15 protein-coding genes (1 of these 15 running past the window's edge) are annotated in these 19483 nt (G+C 68.2%); 5 read left to right on the top strand and 10 right to left on the bottom strand.

Features of this window, described 5'->3' with window-relative positions:
* Positions 1-1746, top strand: partial view of a CHAT domain-containing protein gene (locus ACFE6Z_RS15360; protein WP_375386574.1) — the 3' portion only. Its footprint begins 732 nt before the window's first position; 1746 of the gene's 2478 nt are visible here — the last part of the coding sequence; its start codon lies off the left edge, out of view; it ends in the stop codon at positions 1744-1746.
* A 204-nt stretch (positions 1747-1950) separates the two neighbouring features.
* On the opposite strand, the gene ACFE6Z_RS15355 is transcribed toward ACFE6Z_RS15360, so the two are convergent.
* On the bottom strand, positions 1951-2703 hold the full coding sequence (locus tag ACFE6Z_RS15355; protein WP_375386573.1) for a LysR family substrate-binding domain-containing protein: 753 nt from the start codon (positions 2701-2703) through the stop codon (positions 1951-1953).
* Between the two features lie 53 nt (positions 2704-2756).
* On the opposite strand from ACFE6Z_RS15355, the gene ACFE6Z_RS15350 reads away from it, so the two are divergent.
* The gene (locus ACFE6Z_RS15350; protein ID WP_375386572.1) at positions 2757-3155 is read left to right on the top strand and encodes a DUF1304 domain-containing protein; all 399 of its coding nucleotides are present in this window, start codon (positions 2757-2759) and stop codon (positions 3153-3155) included.
* A gap of 25 nt (positions 3156-3180) precedes the next feature.
* On the opposite strand, the gene ACFE6Z_RS15345 is transcribed toward ACFE6Z_RS15350, so the two are convergent.
* The 3 genes from ACFE6Z_RS15345 to ACFE6Z_RS15335 form a co-directional block, all read right to left on the bottom strand.
* Positions 3181-3753 (bottom strand): thermonuclease family protein, encoded by a 573-nt coding sequence (locus ACFE6Z_RS15345; RefSeq protein ID WP_375386571.1) that lies wholly within the window; start codon positions 3751-3753, stop codon positions 3181-3183.
* A gap of 53 nt (positions 3754-3806) precedes the next feature.
* The gene (locus ACFE6Z_RS15340) at positions 3807-4214 is read right to left on the bottom strand and encodes a transferase (RefSeq protein WP_375386570.1); all 408 of its coding nucleotides are present in this window, start codon (positions 4212-4214) and stop codon (positions 3807-3809) included.
* A gap of 234 nt (positions 4215-4448) precedes the next feature.
* Complete coding sequence (locus ACFE6Z_RS15335; RefSeq protein ID WP_375386569.1) at positions 4449-4718, bottom strand: helix-turn-helix domain-containing protein; 270 nt, start codon at positions 4716-4718, stop codon at positions 4449-4451.
* A gap of 96 nt (positions 4719-4814) precedes the next feature.
* Here ACFE6Z_RS15335 and ACFE6Z_RS15330 point away from each other — a divergent pair, with 96 nt between their 5' ends.
* The 3 genes from ACFE6Z_RS15330 (at position 4815) to ACFE6Z_RS15320 (ending at position 9581) form a co-directional block, all read left to right on the top strand.
* Positions 4815-5438, top strand: coding sequence for an N-6 DNA methylase (locus ACFE6Z_RS15330; RefSeq protein ID WP_375386568.1), 624 nt, complete (start codon positions 4815-4817; stop codon positions 5436-5438).
* Positions 5438-7051 (top strand): Eco57I restriction-modification methylase domain-containing protein, encoded by a 1614-nt coding sequence (locus ACFE6Z_RS15325; protein WP_375386567.1) that lies wholly within the window; start codon positions 5438-5440, stop codon positions 7049-7051. The genes ACFE6Z_RS15330 and ACFE6Z_RS15325 overlap by 1 nt, the downstream gene beginning before the upstream one ends.
* A 94-nt stretch (positions 7052-7145) precedes the next feature.
* Complete coding sequence (locus ACFE6Z_RS15320) at positions 7146-9581, top strand: DEAD/DEAH box helicase family protein (RefSeq protein ID WP_375386566.1); 2436 nt, start codon at positions 7146-7148, stop codon at positions 9579-9581.
* Between the two features lie 17 nt (positions 9582-9598).
* On the opposite strand, the gene ACFE6Z_RS15315 is transcribed toward ACFE6Z_RS15320, so the two are convergent.
* The 6 genes from ACFE6Z_RS15315 to ACFE6Z_RS15290 all read right to left on the bottom strand — a co-directional run bounded on the left by ACFE6Z_RS15315 (position 9599) and on the right by ACFE6Z_RS15290 (position 19456).
* A complete protein-coding gene (locus tag ACFE6Z_RS15315) occupies positions 9599-11056 on the bottom strand; it encodes a DUF222 domain-containing protein (RefSeq protein WP_375386565.1) in 1458 nt (485 codons plus the stop codon).
* Between the two features lie 185 nt (positions 11057-11241).
* Entirely contained in the window at positions 11242-12015 is a 774-nt protein-coding gene (locus ACFE6Z_RS15310; protein ID WP_375386564.1) for a DNA-formamidopyrimidine glycosylase family protein, read from the bottom strand.
* On the bottom strand, positions 12008-12205 hold the full coding sequence (locus ACFE6Z_RS15305) for a hypothetical protein (protein WP_375386563.1): 198 nt from the start codon (positions 12203-12205) through the stop codon (positions 12008-12010). Before ACFE6Z_RS15305 ends, ACFE6Z_RS15310 begins: the two co-directional genes overlap by 8 nt.
* Positions 12169-16773 (bottom strand): ATP-dependent helicase, encoded by a 4605-nt coding sequence (locus ACFE6Z_RS15300; protein WP_375386562.1) that lies wholly within the window; start codon positions 16771-16773, stop codon positions 12169-12171. The genes ACFE6Z_RS15305 and ACFE6Z_RS15300 overlap by 37 nt, the downstream gene beginning before the upstream one ends.
* 69 nt (positions 16774-16842) lie before the next feature.
* Entirely contained in the window at positions 16843-18531 is a 1689-nt protein-coding gene (locus tag ACFE6Z_RS15295; protein ID WP_375386561.1) for an ABC-F family ATP-binding cassette domain-containing protein, read from the bottom strand.
* 202 nt (positions 18532-18733) lie between these two features.
* Complete coding sequence (locus tag ACFE6Z_RS15290) at positions 18734-19456, bottom strand: alpha/beta hydrolase (RefSeq protein WP_375386560.1); 723 nt, start codon at positions 19454-19456, stop codon at positions 18734-18736.
* Positions 19457-19483: the final 27 nt, after the last annotated feature.

The raw sequence follows: 19483 nt of genomic DNA, 5'->3' as shown, positions 1-19483 counted from the left end.
TCGCTGCTGACGCACGACCCCGTTCTGGCCGCGAAGGTCGCACGATCCGCCGCGGAACGATTCCGGACAGTGGGAAACGAGACGTGGATGCTCCGGTCGCGAGCTCTGTGGATGCGCGCGCGCCTCGCAGGCGACACACCGATGCGCGGAGGGGGCGTCCCTCCCGCGCCCGGGCGCGTACCCAGCGCGGAGGAGGTCGAGGCCCTCGCCGATGAGATCCATGGCCGTCAATTCCGTAATGAGGCCGCCGCTCTCCGCATGGCCAGACAGCTCTGGCTCGCCCAGCAAGGAAGGAAGCTTGAGCGATCGACGCGAGTGCGGCGGTCTGCGTCGCTCGAAGTGCAACTCCTTGCCTTCGAGACGCGGGCTGCGAGAGCCGCCAGCGGAGGCCGCCACGCCGACTCCCGACGTCACGCCGGGGCGGGACTTGATGCGCTCAGTCGATGGCAATCGTCCTTCGGTAGCCTCGATCTGCAGACCTCGCTGGTCATGCGCGGGCGGGGTCTGATGTTCCAGGGCCTCCGGATGGCGGCCCTGAGCGGTCGGCCGGATGTCATCTTCGAGTGGTCCGAGCGCGCTCGCCATTTGAGCCAGCAGGTGGTTCCGCTTCGGCCCCCACCAGATCCCGAATTCGCCACTGAGCTCGCCGAGCTGAGACAGCTGCGCGCGGACGATCCGACAGACGAGTGGCTGTCGAACCCGCGTGCCGCCGCGCTGCGCGACAGCGCACGCGAGCGGCAGTGGTCGGCGACCGGATCGGCGGCGATTCAGGAGCGGATCGATATCGACGGGCTCCGCGCGACCCTCGACTCCGAGACCGCGCTCATCGCCTACGTGTACTCCGGCGCCGCGCTCACCGCGCTGGTGGTGACCTCGGCGCGAGCGAAGGTGCTGCCACTGCACGGCTGGCCCGCCGCCCAGCGTGCCCTGTCCGGCCTGCGCGCAGACCTCGACATGTCGGCGTCCATCCGCAGCGGCCCGATGGCCGACGTCATCCGCCGCAGCCTCGATGATCGACTCGCCGCGCTGTCGGCGGCCCTGCTCGACGGGCCGGCGACGGCGGCGGGCGTGCGCAGGCTCGTGATCACGGTGCCCGGCGTACTCAACGGCATCCCGTGGGCGATGCTGCCGGGAATGCGCGGTCATGCGTTCACGCTCGCCGTGTCGGCGACGCGGTGGGCGAGCCTGCGGGGCTCCGCCTCGCAGGCTCCCGTCACGGCCGGCTTCGCGGTGGGTCCGCGCGTCGCCCGCGGAGATGAGGAGGCGGATGCTGCCGCATCCGCGTGGCCCACATCGCAGACGCTGAGCGGGGCCGACGCGACCGTCGACGCCGTCACCGACCTCGCATCGGGCGTCGATCTGCTCCACATAGCCGCGCACGGGCGGCACGCGGTCGACAACCCGCTGTTCTCCGGTCTCGAGCTCGCGGACGGCACTCTGTTCGGGTACGACATCGATCGGATGCCGCAGGTGCCGTCGACGGTCGTGCTGTCGGCGTGCGAGGTGGGCCGCTCGTCGGTGCGATGGGGTGAGGAGGCGATCGGCATGACGCGCATCTGGCTGCACGCCGGCACGCGCGCGGTCGTGGCGACGCCTGTGGTGGTCGCCGATGACGAAGCGTGCGAGCTGCTCGGCGCGATGCACGCGGAGCTGGCTGCGGGGCTGCCGGCCGCCGAGGCGCTGGCGGCAGCATCCGCCCGCACCGGGATCGTGGCGCCGTTCCAGACGCACGGAGCCGGATTCTGAGATTGCCTTCGCGGGCATGTATCAGGCCGGCGGCATCGCGCTCATTCCCCTCGGAACGTACAAACGGCGCGTGACCCCGGGGGGCGTCGCGTGTCGTGGACAGCACGCCCTTGGGGTGTTCGGGTACACAGGCAGGCTGTTCGCCGTTCCAGAGGAGGATGTCGCAGAGACCCAAGGTCGGCGACATCCTCCTCCTTGCGTGCCTCAGTTCCGCGACGAGTTCGCCGTGCGGCCGCGGACGATGCCGATGAAGGTCTCGACATCCGGCGTCGTGCGGTCGGACCGCCACGCAAGGGCCACGGTCGACGTGGGGCCGCCGCGGAGGGGACGGTGCGCAGCATCCTTGCGATGATGCAGGCGCGCGAGCGAGAGTGGGACGATCACGATACCGACGCCCGCGGCGACGGTCGCGATCGCCTCGGCCGTGTCGGCGGGCGCCTCGAACTTCGGCGTCGACGTGCCAGGAATGGCGAGGTCGAACACGGCGTCGCGCGGGACGATCACGACCTCGCCCGCGAGGTCGGCGAGGTCGAGTTCGTCGACGGCGGTGAGTGCGGAGTCGGCGGCGCACACGACGACGGAGATCTCCTCATACAGCGGAATCGTGCTCAGGTCATCGTCGTCGATGGGCAGGCGCACGAGGGCGAGGTCGAGTTCATCGCCGAGCACGCCCGCACGCTGGGTTGCGACGTCGAGCTGAGTGATCTCGATGGGCACGTCGGGCATCCGGTCGCGCCACGCGTCGATCCACTTGCCGGGCGTTGCGCCGGGTATGAGCCCCAGCCGCAGTGAACGGGAAGCGGCGGCATCGTCCGCGGGCCGGGCGTCGAAGACGACTTTCGCCGACCTCTGTGCCGGCTTCTTGGCGGAAGCAGTGCGGTTCGCGGGGCGGCGGGCCCCCGCATCCCGCCCTCGCCGGGCGCTGCCCGAACTGCCTGAACCGCCGCCTTTCGCCATGTCGCCAGCCCTTTCGCTACTTCGCCAGCGTAGCCGGGCGCTATCGTTCGGTCATGGTGGCGATCATTGCAACGGTCTTCGGAGCGCTCGCGGCGCTGCTGCACGTCTACATCTTTTTGATGGAGAGTGTGCGGTGGTCGCAGCCGCGGGTGTGGAAGCGGTTCGGGGTCGCCAATCAGGCTGCCGCCGAGACGACCAAGCCGATGGCGTACAACCAGGGCTTCTACAACCTGTTCCTCGCGGTCGGAGCGGTCATCGGCATCGTGCTGTTCTGGTCGGGCGGGCCGGAGACGGTGGCAGACGTCGCGGGGCGCACGCTCGTGCTGTTCAGCCTGGGATCGATGGTCGCGGCCGCGCTGGTGCTGGTGACCACGGGTGCCCGCTATATCCGTGCGGCGCTGATCCAGGGGACGCTGCCCCTCATCGGGTTCGTGCTGTTCGTCTTCGCCTGATCGTCTTCGCCTGATCATCTTCGGTTCAGGGGCACGCGCCCCACTGCCCGCGCGATTCGGCCTGTGCCGCGGCCTGAGTGGCGGTCAGCAGGTCGTAGTAGGCGACATTCGGCCGGATGCGGATCGCCTCGGCGGCGCCGGTGGCGACCAGTTCGTGCTCGACGAAGCGGCCGTCGGCGGTCCATAAGTTGAACAGCCGCCGGCCGTAGTCGTCCCACGTGTCGCGGTCGGGCGCCGCCCACACGGTCGATCCCTCGGGCAGGAGTGCCGACAGGTGCTGGCGCGCCTCGTCGGCCCAGCACTCGGGAGTGGGCGTGCCCTCCGGCGTGTTCACGCCGATGAGGCGGATGCGGATCGGGCCCGACGTGGTGACGATCGCGTTGGGATGCTGCATCTCGGCCTGTATCGTGTCGCCGTCGTAGACGTAGCGCACGGTGAGGGGGAAGGCGTCGGCGGGACGCGGGGGGATTTTCGGCGCGCTCGCCCCGCCGTTCTGGGGCGCGATGGCGTGCTGGATGCTCGGCCACAGCCAGACTCCCAACGCAACGATGCCCGCTACGACGAGCACCACCGTCGCGACGCTCGCTGTTCGCCTCACGGCCGCCTCTCGCATGCCGGCACCATACCGGCGGCGTGGGACAGCGTTGGGCGCTAGGCGGCCAGGCGGAGTCCTCGGCGGTCAGTGGCGACCCGCTCGCCGTCGGCGATGGTCTGGTCGTCGCCGATCAGCGATCCGACCGCGACGCGGGCGTGCGCTCCGACGAGGGTGCGGACGCCGATCTTCGCGCCTCCGCCGATCGCGGCTCCTGCACCGATGTGCGCGTGCGGTGCGATGTCGGCTTCCGGGCCGATGACAGCATCCGATTCGACCCACACTCCGCGGCCCACGTGCGCCCCCGCGCCGATCTGCACTCCGGGTTCGACATAGGCGCCCGCCTCGATGACGGCGCTCGGGTGCACTTTCGCTCCGTGCGCGATCAGGCCCCGACCGTTGGCGTGCTTGCGGTAACGCAGCATCTCGCCGTGGTCATTCTCGATGTCGACGTAGTTCTTACCCACGATCCCCTCCGGCAGCGCCTGTTCGGCGCAAGTACTGGAATAACGTGCTCCGTGTCAATTTCATTCCCGCGCATCGGTCTCTCGCGGATTGCACGTTGTTCGGTGCCGAGACGTTCACGGATTGGCGCCGGGTTCCGCTGTCTCTCGACGTCGAGACAACTTCGGAGATCTGCGCCATTTCGGGCCTTGACCCGGGGGGATCTGACCGAAGTTCTGCAGATCTCCGACGAAGCGTCAGCCTGCCTTGCGCGCGCGGGCGCCGCTGTCGAAGTGCTCGAGAGTGAGGCCCTCTAGGAGCGTCGCCGGATCAGTGTCGAGCGCGTCGGCGATGCGCAGAAGCGTATGGATGCTCGGCATCGCGCGTCCGCTCTCGTAACTGCGGATGTTCGACGAGTCGATTCCGGCGCGAACCGCCAGCTGATCCTGCGTGACGGTGTACCGGCGTCGTGTCTCGGCGATCTGCCGTCCGATGTGAGCGGCTGCGGCAGAGGGGACTCGGGGCACTCATCAAGGGTCAGCACTACCGGTTCATCGTGCCAGGGCGAGCGTCCCCGGGTACAAGTACACTTGGGCTCCATCCGATCGTGAGGGGAGCTGCAAGTGACCGACGAGCAACTGGTCAAGTCGCGGCAGCGGGTCGCCGATCACGGCGAGGTCTTCACGCCGCGATGGCTCGTCGAGGACATGCTCGACCTCGTCGCTTCCGAGACCGAGCGCATCGACTCCCGCTTCCTCGAGCCGGCGTGCGGATCGGGCAATTTCCTCGTGCCGATCCTCGAGCGGAAGCTCACCGCGGTCGAGCAGCGTCACGGCCGCAGCGAGTTCGAGAAGCGGCACTACGCACTGTTCGCGCTGATGTGCGTCTACGGCATCGAACTGCTGGACGACAACGTGATCGAGTGCAGAGAAAACCTTGCGGGTACTTTCGCCCGGTATCTAAGAGTGGATCCTGCCGACGAGTGGTCCCGTGCCGCATCATCGGTGCTCGGCACCAACATCGTGCAGGGCGACGCGCTCGCGATGACGACCGCGTCGGGTGAGCCCATCACCTTCGCGGAATGGGGCTACCTCGGGCGCGGCAAGTTCCAGCGCCGCGACTTCCGCTATGACAGCCTCACGCAGCGCGCCTCCGCATCGGAGGGTCTCTTCGCGCATTTCGAAGAGCACGAGATCTTCACACCAGTGCGGACATACCCACCGATGACCGTGCAGGACCTCGCATGATGACGGACAAAGCCGGGTTCGCACTTCGGAGTCACAACCCGGACGTCCTCACCTGCATCGCGAACCTCTCGAACGACGAGGTGTTCACCCCTCCCGAATTCGCGAATCAGATGCTGGACACCCTGGAGGTCGCTTGGGCGGAAGCGAACGACGGAGCCAGCATCTGGGCCGATCCGTCAGTCACGTTCCTCGATCCCTTCACGAAATCGGGAGTCTTCCTGCGCGAGATCGTGTCGCGGCTCACGCTAGGGCTGGCATCCGAGATGCCCGATTTGCAGACTCGGGTCGATCACATCCTGTCGAGGCAGGTTTACGGCATCGGCATCACGCAGCTCACGTCGCTGCTGGCACGGCGAAGCGTCTACTGCTCCAAGGACGCGACGGGCGAGCACTCGATCGCGAAGTCCTTCGACCGCGACTGGGGCAACATCTGGTTCGAGCGCACCGAACACACGTGGGCGGGCGAGAAGTGCGTCTACTGCGGCGCCGGCAAGGCGGGCTATTCGCGCAGCGACGATCTCGAGACGCACGCGTATGCCTTCATCCACACGACCGACATCAAGGCGCGACTCGCGCGCATGTTTGGAGCCGACGTGCAGTTCGACGTCATCATCGGAAATCCCCCATACCAGCTGGCCGATGGCGGGTTTGGCATCAGCGCGGCCCCGATCTACCAACATTTCATAGATCAGGCGAAGGCATTGGAGCCCCGATTTCTGAGCGTCGTTACTCCGTCCCGCTGGATGACTGGCGGCAAGGGGCTCGATGACTTCCGAGAGCGGATGCTTGCGGATGGCCGGATACGAATACTCGTCGACTACCCGGACTCTAACGACGTCTTTCCTGGAACACAGATAAAGGGCGGTGTGTCGTTTTGGCTTTGGGATAGAGACCACCCCGGTCTCGTCGACGTCGAGACACACAATCCGGGACAACCTGTGTCGCGATCAGTACGCCCGCTTAGAGAACCCGGAGCTGAGGTCTTTATCAGGTACAACCTCGGGGTCTCAATTCTGCACAAGGTGATCGCGGCCGAGTCCGGCCGAGCGGGAAGAGATGTCCGGTTCACGCTCCCGCCTGGCTCACAGTTGAAGGCACTCGTGAGTTCGAGGCGCCCTTTCGGATTCGACACCACATTTAAGGGACACCCTGTCGAGACCCACGGAGACCTAACGCTCCACCGCAATGGCGGCAAAAGCTTCGTTGCGCGGACCGAGGTGACGTCTAACCGTCCCGCGATCGATGCGTGGAAGGTCTTCATCCCTCGGGCGGGGAGCGGCAGCGATTCCTTCCCGCACCCCGTCTTGTCGAGGCCGTTCATCGGTCGGCCTGGCGAGGTCTCGTCTGAGACATATATCTTCATCGGGCCATTCGCGAATCAGGTCGAAACCGAGAATGCAATTTCTTACCTGACTACTCGACTTTTGCGCTTCCTTGTCCTCCTACACAAGCCATCTCAGTCAACAACCCGGGAGCAGTACACATTCGTGCCTCTACAGGACTTTTCCCGACCATGGACGGACTCTGATCTCTACGCGAAGTACGGCATCACTGAGGACGAGATCGCCTTCATCGAGACCATGGTGCGTCCGATGGAGTTCGGCGTTGGCTAAGCCCATCGAGGAGCTCCTTCCGGAAAGGCCCCACTCACGTCTCCGGATCTATGCGTACTCAATCGATGACGCGGCTCACGCGGGGCTTCTCAAGGTGGGGCACACGACGCAGGACGTCAAGACGCGCGTCGCGCAGCAGCTCAAGACTGCCGCCATCGAGAACTACGAGATCGTGCTCGATGAGCCGGCTGACCGTCAGGACGGTACGGTGTTCCGTGACTTCGAGGTGCGCGCGCGATTGAAACAGAAGGGTTTTGCCAACCCGACGCTCGAGTGGATGGAATGCGGAGCGGAAGACGTTCGGACGGCCATCGCAGAGCTTCGCACGGGGCAGACCTATACCGGAACGCATCACGCGACGTTCACAGCGCGGGCAGAGCAGCGGGCGGCCGTGGATAAGACCTACGGCTACTTCGAAGACCGATGGCACAAGGACTCCGACTCCGTGCCCGAGTTCCTCTGGAACGCGAAGATGAGGTTCGGCAAGACGTTCACCGCCTATCAGCTCGCGAAGAAGCTCGACGCGAAGCGCGTGCTCGTCGTCACGTTCAAGCCCGCCGTCGAAGACTCCTGGCGCACCGACCTCGAGAGTCATGTCGATTTCGACGGATGGCAATACCTCTCGCGAGCCACGGGCGGGGATCCGGCATCTATCGATCCCGAGCATCCGCTCGTCTATTTCGGGTCGTTCCAAGACCTCATGGGCCGGGATGCCGCCGGTAACTTCAAGGCGAAGCACAAGTGGCTCACCGCGGTGATGTGGGACCTCGTGATCTTCGATGAGTACCACTTCGGCGCATGGCGCGATGCCGCCAAAGAACTCTTCGAGGGTGAAGACGACGCCGTTCGCAAGAAGGGGGAGGCGCTCGAGTTCTCGCCGGCGGAGGAGACGTTCGCCGAAGAACTGGAGGTCAACGGACTCGACGAAGACGACTTCGTGCCGATCAAGGCTCGCGCGTACCTGTACCTCTCGGGCACCCCCTTCAAAGTGCTGCGCGAGGGTCGCTTCATCGAAGAGCAGATCTTCAACTGGACCTACACCGATGAACAGCGGGCGAAGGCGGACTTCGCGGCCCGGCATCCGGACGATCCGAATCCGTACGCGTCGCTGCCCGAGATGCGTCTGCTCACCTACCAGATGCCCGACGAGCTCATCGCGATCGCGAGCCAGGGCGAGTTCGATGAATTCGACCTCAACGCGTTCTTCGAGGCGAAAGGCAGTGGCGTCGCCGCAGAGTTCCTGCATAAGGACGACGTGCAGAAGTGGCTCGACATCATCCGGGGCTCGTATCTGCCGACTCAGGTCGATGCATTGAAGGCAGGCACGAAGCCGCCGTTCCCCTATTCCGACACGCGACTGCTGCCCTACCTGCAGCACTCGCTATGGATGCTGCCTCGCACTGCGTCATGTGCGGCCATGGCCAACCTGCTGGCCGAGCCTCAGAACGTCTTCTGGCACGACTACACGATCGTGAACGTCTCGGCGCCAGGTGTGGGGGTGGGGTTGGATGCGCTGCCGCCCGTGCGCACGGCGATCGGCAGCGGCTTCGACACGAAGACCATCACGCTGACCGTTGGCAAGCTCACGACCGGTGTCACCGTGCCGCAATGGTCGTCGATCCTCATGCTGCGCAATCTGCAGGCGCCGGAGACATATTTTCAGGCGGCGTTCCGCGTGCAGTCGCCCTGGACGATCCGCAACCCGAACGGAGACGACCCGAACGAGGAGGCGATCCTCAAACCGGTGTGCTTCGTGTTCGATTTCGCGCCCACTCGCGCGCTGCGCCAACTCAGCGAGTACGGCCGCGGGTTGTCACCCGAGAACCCGAATCCTGAGCGAGCAGTCGAGGAACTGGTGAACTTCCTGCCGGTCCTCGCGTACGACGGGTCGAACATGACGCAGGTGGATGCCGGCGGGATTCTCGATATCGCAATGGCGGGTACGTCGGCGACGCTGCTCGCGCGCAAGTGGGAGTCGGCGATTCTCGTCAACGTCGACAATCTGACCCTCAAGAAGATCATGGGCTCGCAGGCAGCGTTGGACGCGGTGATGAACATCGAGGGCTTCCGCGCGCTCGGTGCGAGCATCTTCGAGACCGTTGTCAACAAGAGCGAGTCCGTGGGCAAGACGAAGAAGGACAAGGGCGATGACATCACCCCGGCGGAGAAGAAGACGCTGACGGCCGAGGAGAAGGAGTACAAGTCCAAGCGGAAGCAGATCCAGGAGAAGCTCATCAAGTTCGCGACGCGCATTCCCGCGTTCATGTATCTGACGGACTTCCGTGAGAACACCCTTTATGACGTCATCACCAAGATCGAGCCCGACCTGTTCAGAGCCGTCACCGGGCTGACGGTCGAGGATTTCAACCTTCTCGTCTCACTCGGCGTCTTCAACGCGGGGCATATGAACCAAGCCGTGTTCGCGTTCCGGCGGTACGAGGATGCCTCGCTGGCGTATACCGGTATCGACTCGCACGAGGGACTGCGGCACTACGGGCTCTGGGACACGGTCGTTGCCATCGAGGTGTGAAGCCCGATTCGCGAAGGTCAGAACGGTGGCGGATCACCATCGGGCGCGGGTTCATCGGGCACCGGTCCAGGTATCGGCACCGGCACCGATTCCGGTCCGGGAATGAATCGCAGGGTCGACGGAACCTCGTCGACGTACACCCGACCCGTCGGGCTGGTCCATTGCAGACGTCCACCGTCCAGCTGCTCCACCTGCCACGGGGACGAGTGCTTCAGAACGTGATGTCGACGGCAGAGGTTCGCGAGATTCTCGGCGAAGGTCGGGCCACCGAGCGCCGCGTCGACGGTGTGATCCGCGTCGCACCGCCATGGCTTCATCGTGCAGCCGGGATACCGGCACCGCTCGTCCCGCACGTTCAGGAATCGGCGCAACTCAGCAGACGGGGTGTAGCGGTCAACGCCGATCGGGGCTCCGGTCGGTACGTCGATGACCACGCGGTTCCACCCGGGCGCGGCTGCCATCAGCTGACGAACCAGATCTGCATCGACAGGACCGTAGCCCGTCAGCAGTGCCGGCTCTTCGTCGACGCCAGCAGCGGTCGTCACCGGGATCGTGACGTGCACTTCGCCACGGATGCCGGTCATCGCGTCGCCGGCGGCGTCGAAATGACCCATCGGAGTCGAGGTGAGCAGTATGTCTGCCAGGACGTCGGCGCGGATCTCGCCGAGCGTGCGGCCCAGATCATCCGATTCGGCGGCGGCCGCAGCATCCTCGCCCGCATCGCCCGCCTGGCCCGCCTGGCCCGCATCGTCGGCGACGGCCGCGACGGCGGCCGCGCGTTCAGCTGCCCGCGCGTCGCGCTCGTGCTTCTCCGCGTCGGCGACGGTGTGCGAGAACTGCGACACACGATCCATGATCGCGTGGGCCAACGGTGCAGGGAGATCCGCGAGCAGGCGCGCCATGCCGTCATCGAGGTCGACGACCCGCACGTCGCGACCGCGCAGGGCGGCCTTGCAGCGCGCGGCTGCTGCCTCGGGATCGATGCGAGCGGCGATGACCCGGACGATCTCCCGCATGCGGCCGGCTGTCTCGACCTCCGCGACCGCGACCGCGAGTCCCTCGTATTCGCGTCGCGCTTCCTCGTCGACGAGGATGACGCCCTCGTCGACGATCGTCGTCGCGTGCTGCCGGTCGATGCGCCCCTCACTCCACGCAGCGAAAGTCGCGGGGAATCGGGTCACGAGCGTGTGGGCATCGTCGATCCGGCGCTGCACCGTGCGGTCGTCGACGCGCATCGCTGCGCCGAGCTCGGCGGACACTTCGCGGAGGGGAAGATCGTTCCCGAACTTGACCCCCTTGCTGCGTCGCTCGCAGGTGCGCGCCTCGACGAGATCGACAGCGCGCGCGAGCAACTCCGCTTCATGCGCCTGAGCCGCGGCGACAGCTGCCTTGGCGCGCTGGACCTCGTCGACCAGAGCGTCGAGCTCTCGCCACACGCCTCGCAGCGCGTCGCCGGTGTCGGATTCGTGCCCCACGAACGTCCTCATCTTTCACGGTGTCGCCACGGTGAGTGGCGACACAGGATGCTGCGCGATAGTGGGCACGATGCGCGACTTCCGTCTAAATATAGCATACATAGACGACGCTGTGTGACGTCTATGCAAAGGAAAATAGAATAAATGTCTAAACCGACTGCGAAGTGCTGTTCAACTACCGAGGGTCACCGCTGGCACGACGGGCACCAGAAGACGTTGCGCCCGCTGATCGCACTCGCTCCGAGCGACCCCGCGCGGATCGATGTGCCGCACCGCCGGCACGGGCGGCCCTCGCGGCCGTATACCCACGTGGAGCGCCCCGCCCGAGCATCCCCGGTGAAGGTTCGACCCTGGCGATCGCGGTTGGCGACGATCGTGCGCGCCCCGAGATCGATGATGGCCGCGGCATCGGTCTGGATCGCAGGGCGGTGGGGAAGGATGCCTCGCAGGAACAGGATCTCGTTGGCGTACTCGTTGCCGAACCCGGCCACGTTGCGTTGGTCGAGCAGCGCCACATGGACCGGCCGCGCATCCGCGCCCAACCTCCGCGCGGCCTCCGCCGGATCCCAGGCGGGGCCGAGTGGATCGGGCCCTAGGTGTCCGACGATCCGTTCCTCGTCGCTCGTGGGCAGCACCTCGACCATCGCGAGATCGAAACCGACCGTGTCGTGCGCGCCGGTCCCGACGATCGCGCGGGCCCGGAAGGCCGGCGCCCGCCAGCGCCCGCCCCGCGCGTACACGTGCCACGCGCCCTCCATCTTCAGATGGGAGTGCAATGTCCAGTCGCCGATCCGCTCGAGCAGATGCTTGCCGCGCGGCACGACCTCGCGCACCGTCTCGCCGCGCAGGTCTGCGGTGGCGCTGCCCGGCACCCGGATGTCGAAGCGCACGACTTCGCGACCCGCGAGTGCCTCGTTCAGGCGCTGGGCAGTGCGCCAGACGGTGTCGCCCTCAGGCACGGCTCGCGGCGTCCGTGACGTCGGTGGCACTCGCCGAGGTCTTGGTCGCGGTTCGCGCAGCCCCGCGCCGCAGGGTCAGCCCGCGCGGGGATTCGACGAAGCCGGCATCGCGCAGCATCCGTCCGATCGCCGTCTCGTAGACGAACACCCCGTTCACCTGCTCGATCGTGAGGGTGTCGAGCCCGCGCACGCGCGCGGTAGCGGCGAGATCGCGCGTCGCGGCGGCGAGCACCGTCTCGGTATCGGTGAACGCGAGCGCGGACTTGCCGCCGCGCTCGAGGTAGAGCGCGAGGGCTCCGTCGACGAGCACGACCAGACCGCCGGCCTTGCGCCCCGGTCGGTGCCCGACGTCCTCGAGCGCCGGCACGCCAGCGCGGCTCCGTACGGGTTGGCCGGGTCGGTCGCGGCGAGCGTGACGGTGCGCAGCGGTGCGGGATCGGGCAGGCCGGCGAACTCGCGCAACCGGTCGACGGTTTGGGATGCCGCGAACTGCGCTGCCCCCAGCTTCTCGATGACGTATCCGCGGCGGCAGTGCCCGGCCTGCTCAAACCCGGCCAGCACGCGGTACGCCTGGGCGAATCCGCCCGGCACGCCCTCGGACTGCACCGAGCCGCGCGTGATCACGCCGTAGCGGTCGAGCAGGAGGCTGGCCGACGCCGCCGCTCGCACGGTCGCGTCGGGCTCGGGCGCCGGCAGCAGCGACCACCGACCGCCGAGCGCCGGCGGGCGCGGCGGAGCGGCCGGTCGGGCGAGCGTGGTTCCTCGATACATCCGCGCTCGCGGCGCCTTCCGGGCCACGCGGTGGGTCTGGGCGCCTCCACCGAGCAGCGTTCGGATGGGGGCGAACGTGTCGTTGGTGACGCGACCCGACCAGGTGAGGCTCCACAGGGCCTCGATCACCGACTGCTCGTTGTCCGCCTCGGTCAGCGCGCGCAGCTGGCTCGCGAAGTAGGCGCCGCCGCCGGCGAGGGCCTCCAGCACTCGTGCCTCGAGCGACGCGGGCACGATCTCGTCATCCGGAGCGGGCAGGGTGAGGGATGCTGCATCCGACGGGTGCAGAGCGATCCACCCGTCACGACCCGGCAGCGACCCATGGCCCGACCACACCACTTCGCCCGTGGCGGTGAGCTCGTCGAGCATGGCGGGGGAGTAGTCGGCGACGCGCGCGGGGAGGATCAGCGATTCCCAGGCGCTCGCGGGGATCGCGACACCAGCCAGCTGTTCGACGACCGCCGCCACCCCGTCGATGCCCTCCAGCGGCCGCGTCACGTGCTGCCACACGGGCAGGAAGCGGGCGAACGCCTCGGGCGGGACGGGCTCGACGCTTCCGCGGATGGCCGCGAGCGACCGCATCCGCAATCGGCGGAGTACCTCGGTGTCGCACCACTCCGCGTCCTGCCCCGAGCTCGCGGAGCCTGTCGAGGCGCCGGCCGACGGGTCGGGCAGGAAGAACCCGCTCGTCACCCGGCCGGCGCCCTCGAGCCGCTGCAGGGTGTGGCGCGCGACCGCGACGCCGACGCCGAACCGCGCGGCGAAAGCGTCGGCGGTGAACGGTCCGTGCGTGCGCGCGAAGCGCGCCACCAGATCGCCGAGCGGATCGGGGTAGGGCTCGAGGAACGCGTTCGGAATGCCGACCGGCAGCGCCGCACCGAGCGCATCACGCAGTCGCCCCGCGTCTTCGATCGCGGCGACGCGCGCAACCCCGGCGATCGTCACCGGGATCGCGCGGCGGGCATCGATGAGGGCGGCGAGATGGGCGGATGCGGCGGCCGGGTCCGGGTCAGCGACCGGGTGGTCGTCGTCCTCCAGGCGGGCAGCGACCTCGGCCGCGTCCAGCGGACCGAGCACCCGCAGCAGATCGGCGACGCCCTCGACGCCACGCGCCCGGCGCTCGGGGTCGAGCCGCTGCGCCTCGCGCTCGAACTGGGCGATGATCTCGGGGTCGAGCAGCTCGCGCATCTCGACTTTGCCGAGCAGCTCGGACAGAAGCGACGGGTCGACCGACAGCGCGGCAGCCCGGCGCTCGGCGAGCGGCGAGTCGCCCTCGTACATGAACGCGCCGACATATCCGAACAGGAGGTCACGGGCGAACGGCGAGGGCTGGGATGTCGTCGTCTCGATCAGTCGGATGCGACGGTCGCCGATGCCGCGAGTGATCCGCACCAGCGACGGCAGGTCGTAGACGTCCTGCAGCACTTCGCGAAGCGTCTCGAGGATGATCGGGAACGTCGGATGCCGGCGCGCCACCTCCAGCAGCTGCGCGGAGCGCTGCCGCTGCTGCCAAAGGGGGCTCCGCCGGTTGGGGTTGAATCGCGGCAGCAGCAGAGCCCGCGCCGCGCACTCCCGGAACCGCGACGCGAACAGCGCCGATCCGCCCACCTCGTCGATGACGATCTGCTCGAGCTCGTCGGGATCGAAGACGAACAGCTCGGCGCCGGGGGGCTCGGCCGTGGCATCCGGAACCCTCGCGATGATGCCGTCGTCGCTCGCGACCGCCGACCCCTCGACCCCGAGACGCTCGCGGATGCGCGCGTTCACGGCCAGCGCCCACGGAGCATGAACCTTCATGCCGTACGGGGAATGCAAGATCACGCGCCAGTCGCCGACCTCGTCGTGCCCGAGCTCGACGGTGAGGCTCTTGTCGGTGGGCAGGGTGCCGGTGGCCTCACGCTGCTCGGAGAGATACGCCAGCAGGTTCGCCGACGCGCGTTCGTCGAGGCCGGCCTCGCTCAGGCGTGCCTGGGCCTTCTCGGGCGTGGCCGTCGAGATGTCCCTCGAGAACTTGCCCAGTGCCTCGCCGAGCTCAGCCGGACGCCCGAGGCCGTCGCCGTGCCAGAAGGGCACCTTGCCGGGCTGGCCATAAGCGGGCAGAACGTTCACCCGGTCGTGCGTGATCTCCACGATCCGCCAGCTGGTCGTCCCGAGTGTGAACACATCGTTGACGCGCGACTCGTAGACCATCTCCTCGTCGAGTTCGCCCACCCGCGCGTTCTGCGACTCACCCGCGACGAACACGCCGAACAGGCCACGATCGGGGATCGTCCCGCCACTGGTGACCGCGATGCGCTGGGCGCCCGGCCTTCCGGTCAGGGTTCCGGCATCCCGATCCCACACGAGTCTCGGGCGCAGCTCGGCGAACTCGTCGGACGGATACCGGCCCGCCAGCAGATCGAGCGTCGCCTCAAACGCCGAGCGCGGCAGCGTCCGGAAGGGCGCGCTGCGCTTGACGGTCTCGTACCAGTCCTCGACCTCGATCGCCCCGAGCGCGCAGGCCGCGACGGTCTGCTGGGCGAGAATGTCGAGCGGATTCTGCGGCACCGCGATCGATTCGATCTGGCCCGCCAGCATCCGCTCGGTCACGATCGCCGTGTGCAGCACGTCGCTGCGGTGCTTGGGGAACAGCGCAGCCCGGCTCACCTCACCGACCTGATGGCCGGCGCGGCCGACACGCTGGAGACCGGATGCTGCGCTCGGCGGCGCCTCGACCTGGATGACGAGATCGACCGCCCCCATGTCGATGCCGAGCTCGAGGCTGCTCGTCGCCACCACGCAGCGCAGGATGCCGGATTTCAGCTCTTCCTCGACGAGGGCCCGCTGCTCTTTCGAAACGGAGCCGTGGTGCGCCTTCGCGAGCACAGGGTCGGCGCCTGAGCTGATGCCCGCCTGCGCCATCATCGCGGCGGGGATCGCCTTCGGCCCCGGTGCGTCCATGCCCATTCGCTCGGAGTAGATCTCGTTGAGGCGGCCGGTGAGCCGCTCGGCCAGTCGCCGCGAGTTGCAGAACACGATCGTCGAGCGGTGCTGCACGATGCGATCGACGATCGCCTCTTCGACGTGCGGCCAGACCGAGCCGGTCATCTCGGTGCTCTCCGGACGCAGCCGGGTGTCGCCCTGGAACCACTCGCCCGACGAGTCGTCTGCTTGTTCCTCCGCTGACCCGGGCGGAGGCGGCGGGTTGAGCATGTCGTCGACCGGCACGATGACCTTCAGGTCGAACGCCTTCGTCGCCCGGGGAGCGACGATCTCGACGGGCGCCGAACCTCCGAGGAACCGGGCCACCTCGTCGATGGGGCGCACCGTGGCCGACAGGCCGATCCGCTGCGCCGGTTGTGCATCCTGCTCGCGCCGCAGCGCGTCGAGGCGTTCCAGACTCAGGGCGAGATGCGCCCCGCGCTTGGTGGCGGCCACGGCGTGCACCTCGTCGACGATCACGGTGTGCACTTCGCGCAGAGTCTCGCCTGCCTGGCTCGTGAGCATCAGGTACAGCGACTCGGGTGTCGTGATGAGGATGTCGGGAGGCTCGCTCACGAGCTTGCGGCGGTCGGCCGACGTCGTGTCGCCCGAGCGCACCCCGACCGTCACCTCGGGCACGCGGATCCCGAGTCTCCGCGCCGACTGGCCGATGCCGACCAGCGGCGAGCGGAGGTTGCGCTCGACGTCGACGCCGAGCGCCTTCAAGGGTGAGATGTAGAGGATGCGGGTGGCGGGGATCTTCTCGGGCCTGGGCGCGCCGCGCGTGCGCTTCGGGGCAGCGGTGGCCCCAGCATCCGGCACCACCGCCTTCTCGCGGAAGATGCGGTCGATCGCCCAGAGGAAAGCCGACAGCGTCTTGCCCGAGCCGGTGGGAGCGACCACGAGCGCGTGCTTGCCGTGCGAGATCGCGTCCCATGCGCCGATCTGGGCGCTCGTTGGGGCCGAGAAGGCGCCACGGAACCAGTCCCGGGTCGCAGGACCGAAGCGCTCGAGCACATCGCTCATCCGACCATCTTCGTCGCTGCGTGCGACATCGGGGCGGGGTTGCGTTCCTCGGCTCGCGTGGCGTCGGCCTCAGACCTCGCGCAGTGAGCCGTCGGCATCGAGCTCGAGGCGCAGATCGAGTCCGATCCGCTCGAGGAACGCATCGTCGTGGCTGACCACGAGCACGGCACCCCGGTAGGCGGCAAGCGCATCGATGACCCCGTCGACCGTGTCGATGTCGAGGTTGTTCGTCGGTTCGTCGAGCACGAGCAGCTGCGGCGGCGGGTCGGCCAGCAGCAGGCGTGCCAGCGCCACCCGGAAGCGCTCGCCGCCCGATAGGCTGCCGATCGGCCGTTCCACCGCGTCGCCGCGGATCAGAAACCGCGCGAGCCGGTTGCGCAGCTCGGCTACCGGCACGGAGGGTGCTCCGGCGATGACCGTCTCGAGCACGGAGGCCGCGTCATCCATACCGTCCATGCGCTGCGGCAGGTAGCCGATCCGGTCGGTGCGGGCGGTCGCATGAGTCGCGGCCGGTGTGTCACAACTCCTCCTCCGTGCGGCCGCGTCGCTCGACGGTGGCGTGATCAGGGGCCCGCCCGTGGCTGGGCTTCCGCTGGGGGAGGAGTTATGGCACGCAGACTCCACGAGCCGCTCGAGCAGCGTCGTCTTCCCGACGCCATTGCGCCCCACGAGAGCTACCCGCTCGGGGCCGCGCACGATCCAGGTGTGGTGACCGTCGCCGATCTCGGCGATCCGTCGGCCTGGTGGAACAGCGGGGTCGGGCAGGTCGATCCGCACGACCTCGTCGTCGCGGACGCGCCGTTCTGCAGCATCCAGGGCCGCCCGCGCCGCACCCTCCTTCTCGCGCACCTCGGCGCGGAGCCTCCCCGCCGACACCTCGGCGGCCATCTTCCGGCCCCCCGCGATGATGCCCGGCACCCGCTTCTCGAACTGCGCTTTGCGCCCGGTCGCCGCGCGGTGCGCGAGCGTGGTCTCGGCTTGGATGCGGTCGCGCTTCTCGCGCCGGACGATCTGGGCCGCGGCCTTCTCGGCCTGCCGCGCGGAGACCTGCTCGGCATCGAGCCATGCGCGCCACTGCGAGTACGGACCGCCGAACACCGACAGCTCGCTGCCGTACAGCTCGGCGGTGTCGTCCATGAGCTCGAGCAGCGCGAGGTCGTGACTGACGACGATCAGCGCTCCGCGCCACCCCCGCACCATCTCGCCGAGGCGCGCGCGGGCGTCGCGGTCGAGGTTGTTGGTCGGCTCGTCGAGGAGGGTGATCGGCGCACCGCGGAGACGGATGCCGGCTACCGCGGCCAGGATCGCCTCGCCGCCGGAGAGCTGCCCGACGCGGCGATCCAGCGCGTCCGCTGGTAGGCCGGCTTCGGCCAGGGCGACGTGCGCGCGCGCCTCGACGTCCCAGTCGGACCCGACGGCGTCGAAGTGCCGCTGGGCGACGTCTCCTGCCTCGATCGCGCGGAGCGCATGGAGCGTGGTTGCCACGCCGAGCAGCTCGGCGACGGGTCTGCCGATGTCGAGGGTGAGCTGCTGCGGCAGGTAGGCGACCTCCGCGCTACGGGTGACGTGACCGCGCGTCGGGGCGAGCTCACCCGCGGCGAGGCGCAGCAGCGTCGATTTGCCCGAGCCGTTGCGGCCGACGAGGCCGGTGCGGCCGCGTCCGATCGCGCCGGACACATCGGTCAGCGCGGAGGTGCCGTCGGGCCAGTCGAGCCAGACATGGTCGAAGACGAGCGAGGGGGAAGAGCTGATGGGCATGGTGCTCCCTGAGGAATGAGGGTGCACTGACGCCGAGCGCCCGGAAACGGGCGGAGCTCAGCAAGGAAGGTGAGCGTCGACGATCAGCGCGCGGATGCGAGCGCGGAAGCGTCGATCATTCTCACCGGATCATCCAGTCGTCGGGGACGCGGGACGGCCAGTTTAGCGGATGCTCCGATCGGCCGCCATGAGGGGCCGACGGTCAGCGGATCGAGGTGGGCGGAGCCGAGTCGGCAGCAGCACCGTGGTCTTCGAGCTGCTTCTCGAGAAACGCGCGCACATCGTCGAGTTCGGGCTCGGACACGCTGTGCGTGAGCCCGTGATACACCCGCCCGCTCAGGTCGGCGTGCTGGGGCAGCCACTCCGTCGTGTGGGCGACGAGTGCCTCGGGGATGACGTCGTCGCGGGTGCCGCGACCCCAGAACACGGGAGGCTCGAGCTTCGCCAGCTCGGCATCGCGAGGCAGCGCGCCGGGCGTCGCGTAGCCGCTGAGGTTCACGACGAATGAGAACCGCTCGGGCTGCAACCGCAGCGCCTGGATCGCGACGGCGGCGCCCTGCGAGAACCCGAGCAGACCGATCGCCGACGCGTAGCCCGCGACCACGTCGAGCCAGGCGATGAGGGCGGATGCTGCATCCGTCGTCGGCTGCGGGCTCCGGCCCCCCAGATCCTCGCCGGGTTCGAAACCATCGATCGGGTACCAGGAGTAGCCCGGCGCCGGCCACGACGGCGCGAGGGGTGCGCGGGGAGCGGCGATGACGAACTCGTCGGGGAGGTAGGGGGTCAAGCCGAACAGGTCGCGCTCATCGGCGCCGTACCCGTGGAGGAGCACGAGCAGCGGCCTGCCGACGCGGTCCGGCTCGTCGGCCGACCACAGCACGACATCGGCGGAGAGCTCGGGGATGCCGGGGGTGGGCGCGGTCATGCCTTCATCCTGGCAGGGCTCGCCGAC

It is taken from the genome of uncultured Microbacterium sp., assembly GCF_964244775.1.
Taxonomy (GTDB): domain Bacteria; phylum Actinomycetota; class Actinomycetes; order Actinomycetales; family Microbacteriaceae; genus Microbacterium.
Note: the sequence above shows the minus strand (reverse complement) of the source record. Positions and strands in the feature narration are given on the sequence as shown.

What these genes read in the sequence shown, in the direction of transcription:
- ACFE6Z_RS15355 (WP_375386573.1), bottom strand. Translation starts at nt 2,703, where the DNA reads ATGGCGAAAGGCGGCGGTTCAGGCAGTTCGGGCAGCGCCCGGCGAGGG.
- ACFE6Z_RS15350 (WP_375386572.1), top strand. Translation starts at nt 2,757, where the DNA reads ATGGTGGCGATCATTGCAACGGTCTTCGGAGCGCTCGCGGCGCTGCTG.
- ACFE6Z_RS15325 (WP_375386567.1), top strand. Translation starts at nt 5,438, where the DNA reads ATGACGGACAAAGCCGGGTTCGCACTTCGGAGTCACAACCCGGACGTC.
- ACFE6Z_RS15300 (WP_375386562.1), bottom strand. Translation starts at nt 16,773, where the DNA reads ATGAGCGATGTGCTCGAGCGCTTCGGTCCTGCGACCCGGGACTGGTTC.
- ACFE6Z_RS15295 (WP_375386561.1), bottom strand. Translation starts at nt 18,531, where the DNA reads ATGCCCATCAGCTCTTCCCCCTCGCTCGTCTTCGACCATGTCTGGCTC.
- ACFE6Z_RS15290 (WP_375386560.1), bottom strand. Translation starts at nt 19,456, where the DNA reads ATGACCGCGCCCACCCCCGGCATCCCCGAGCTCTCCGCCGATGTCGTG.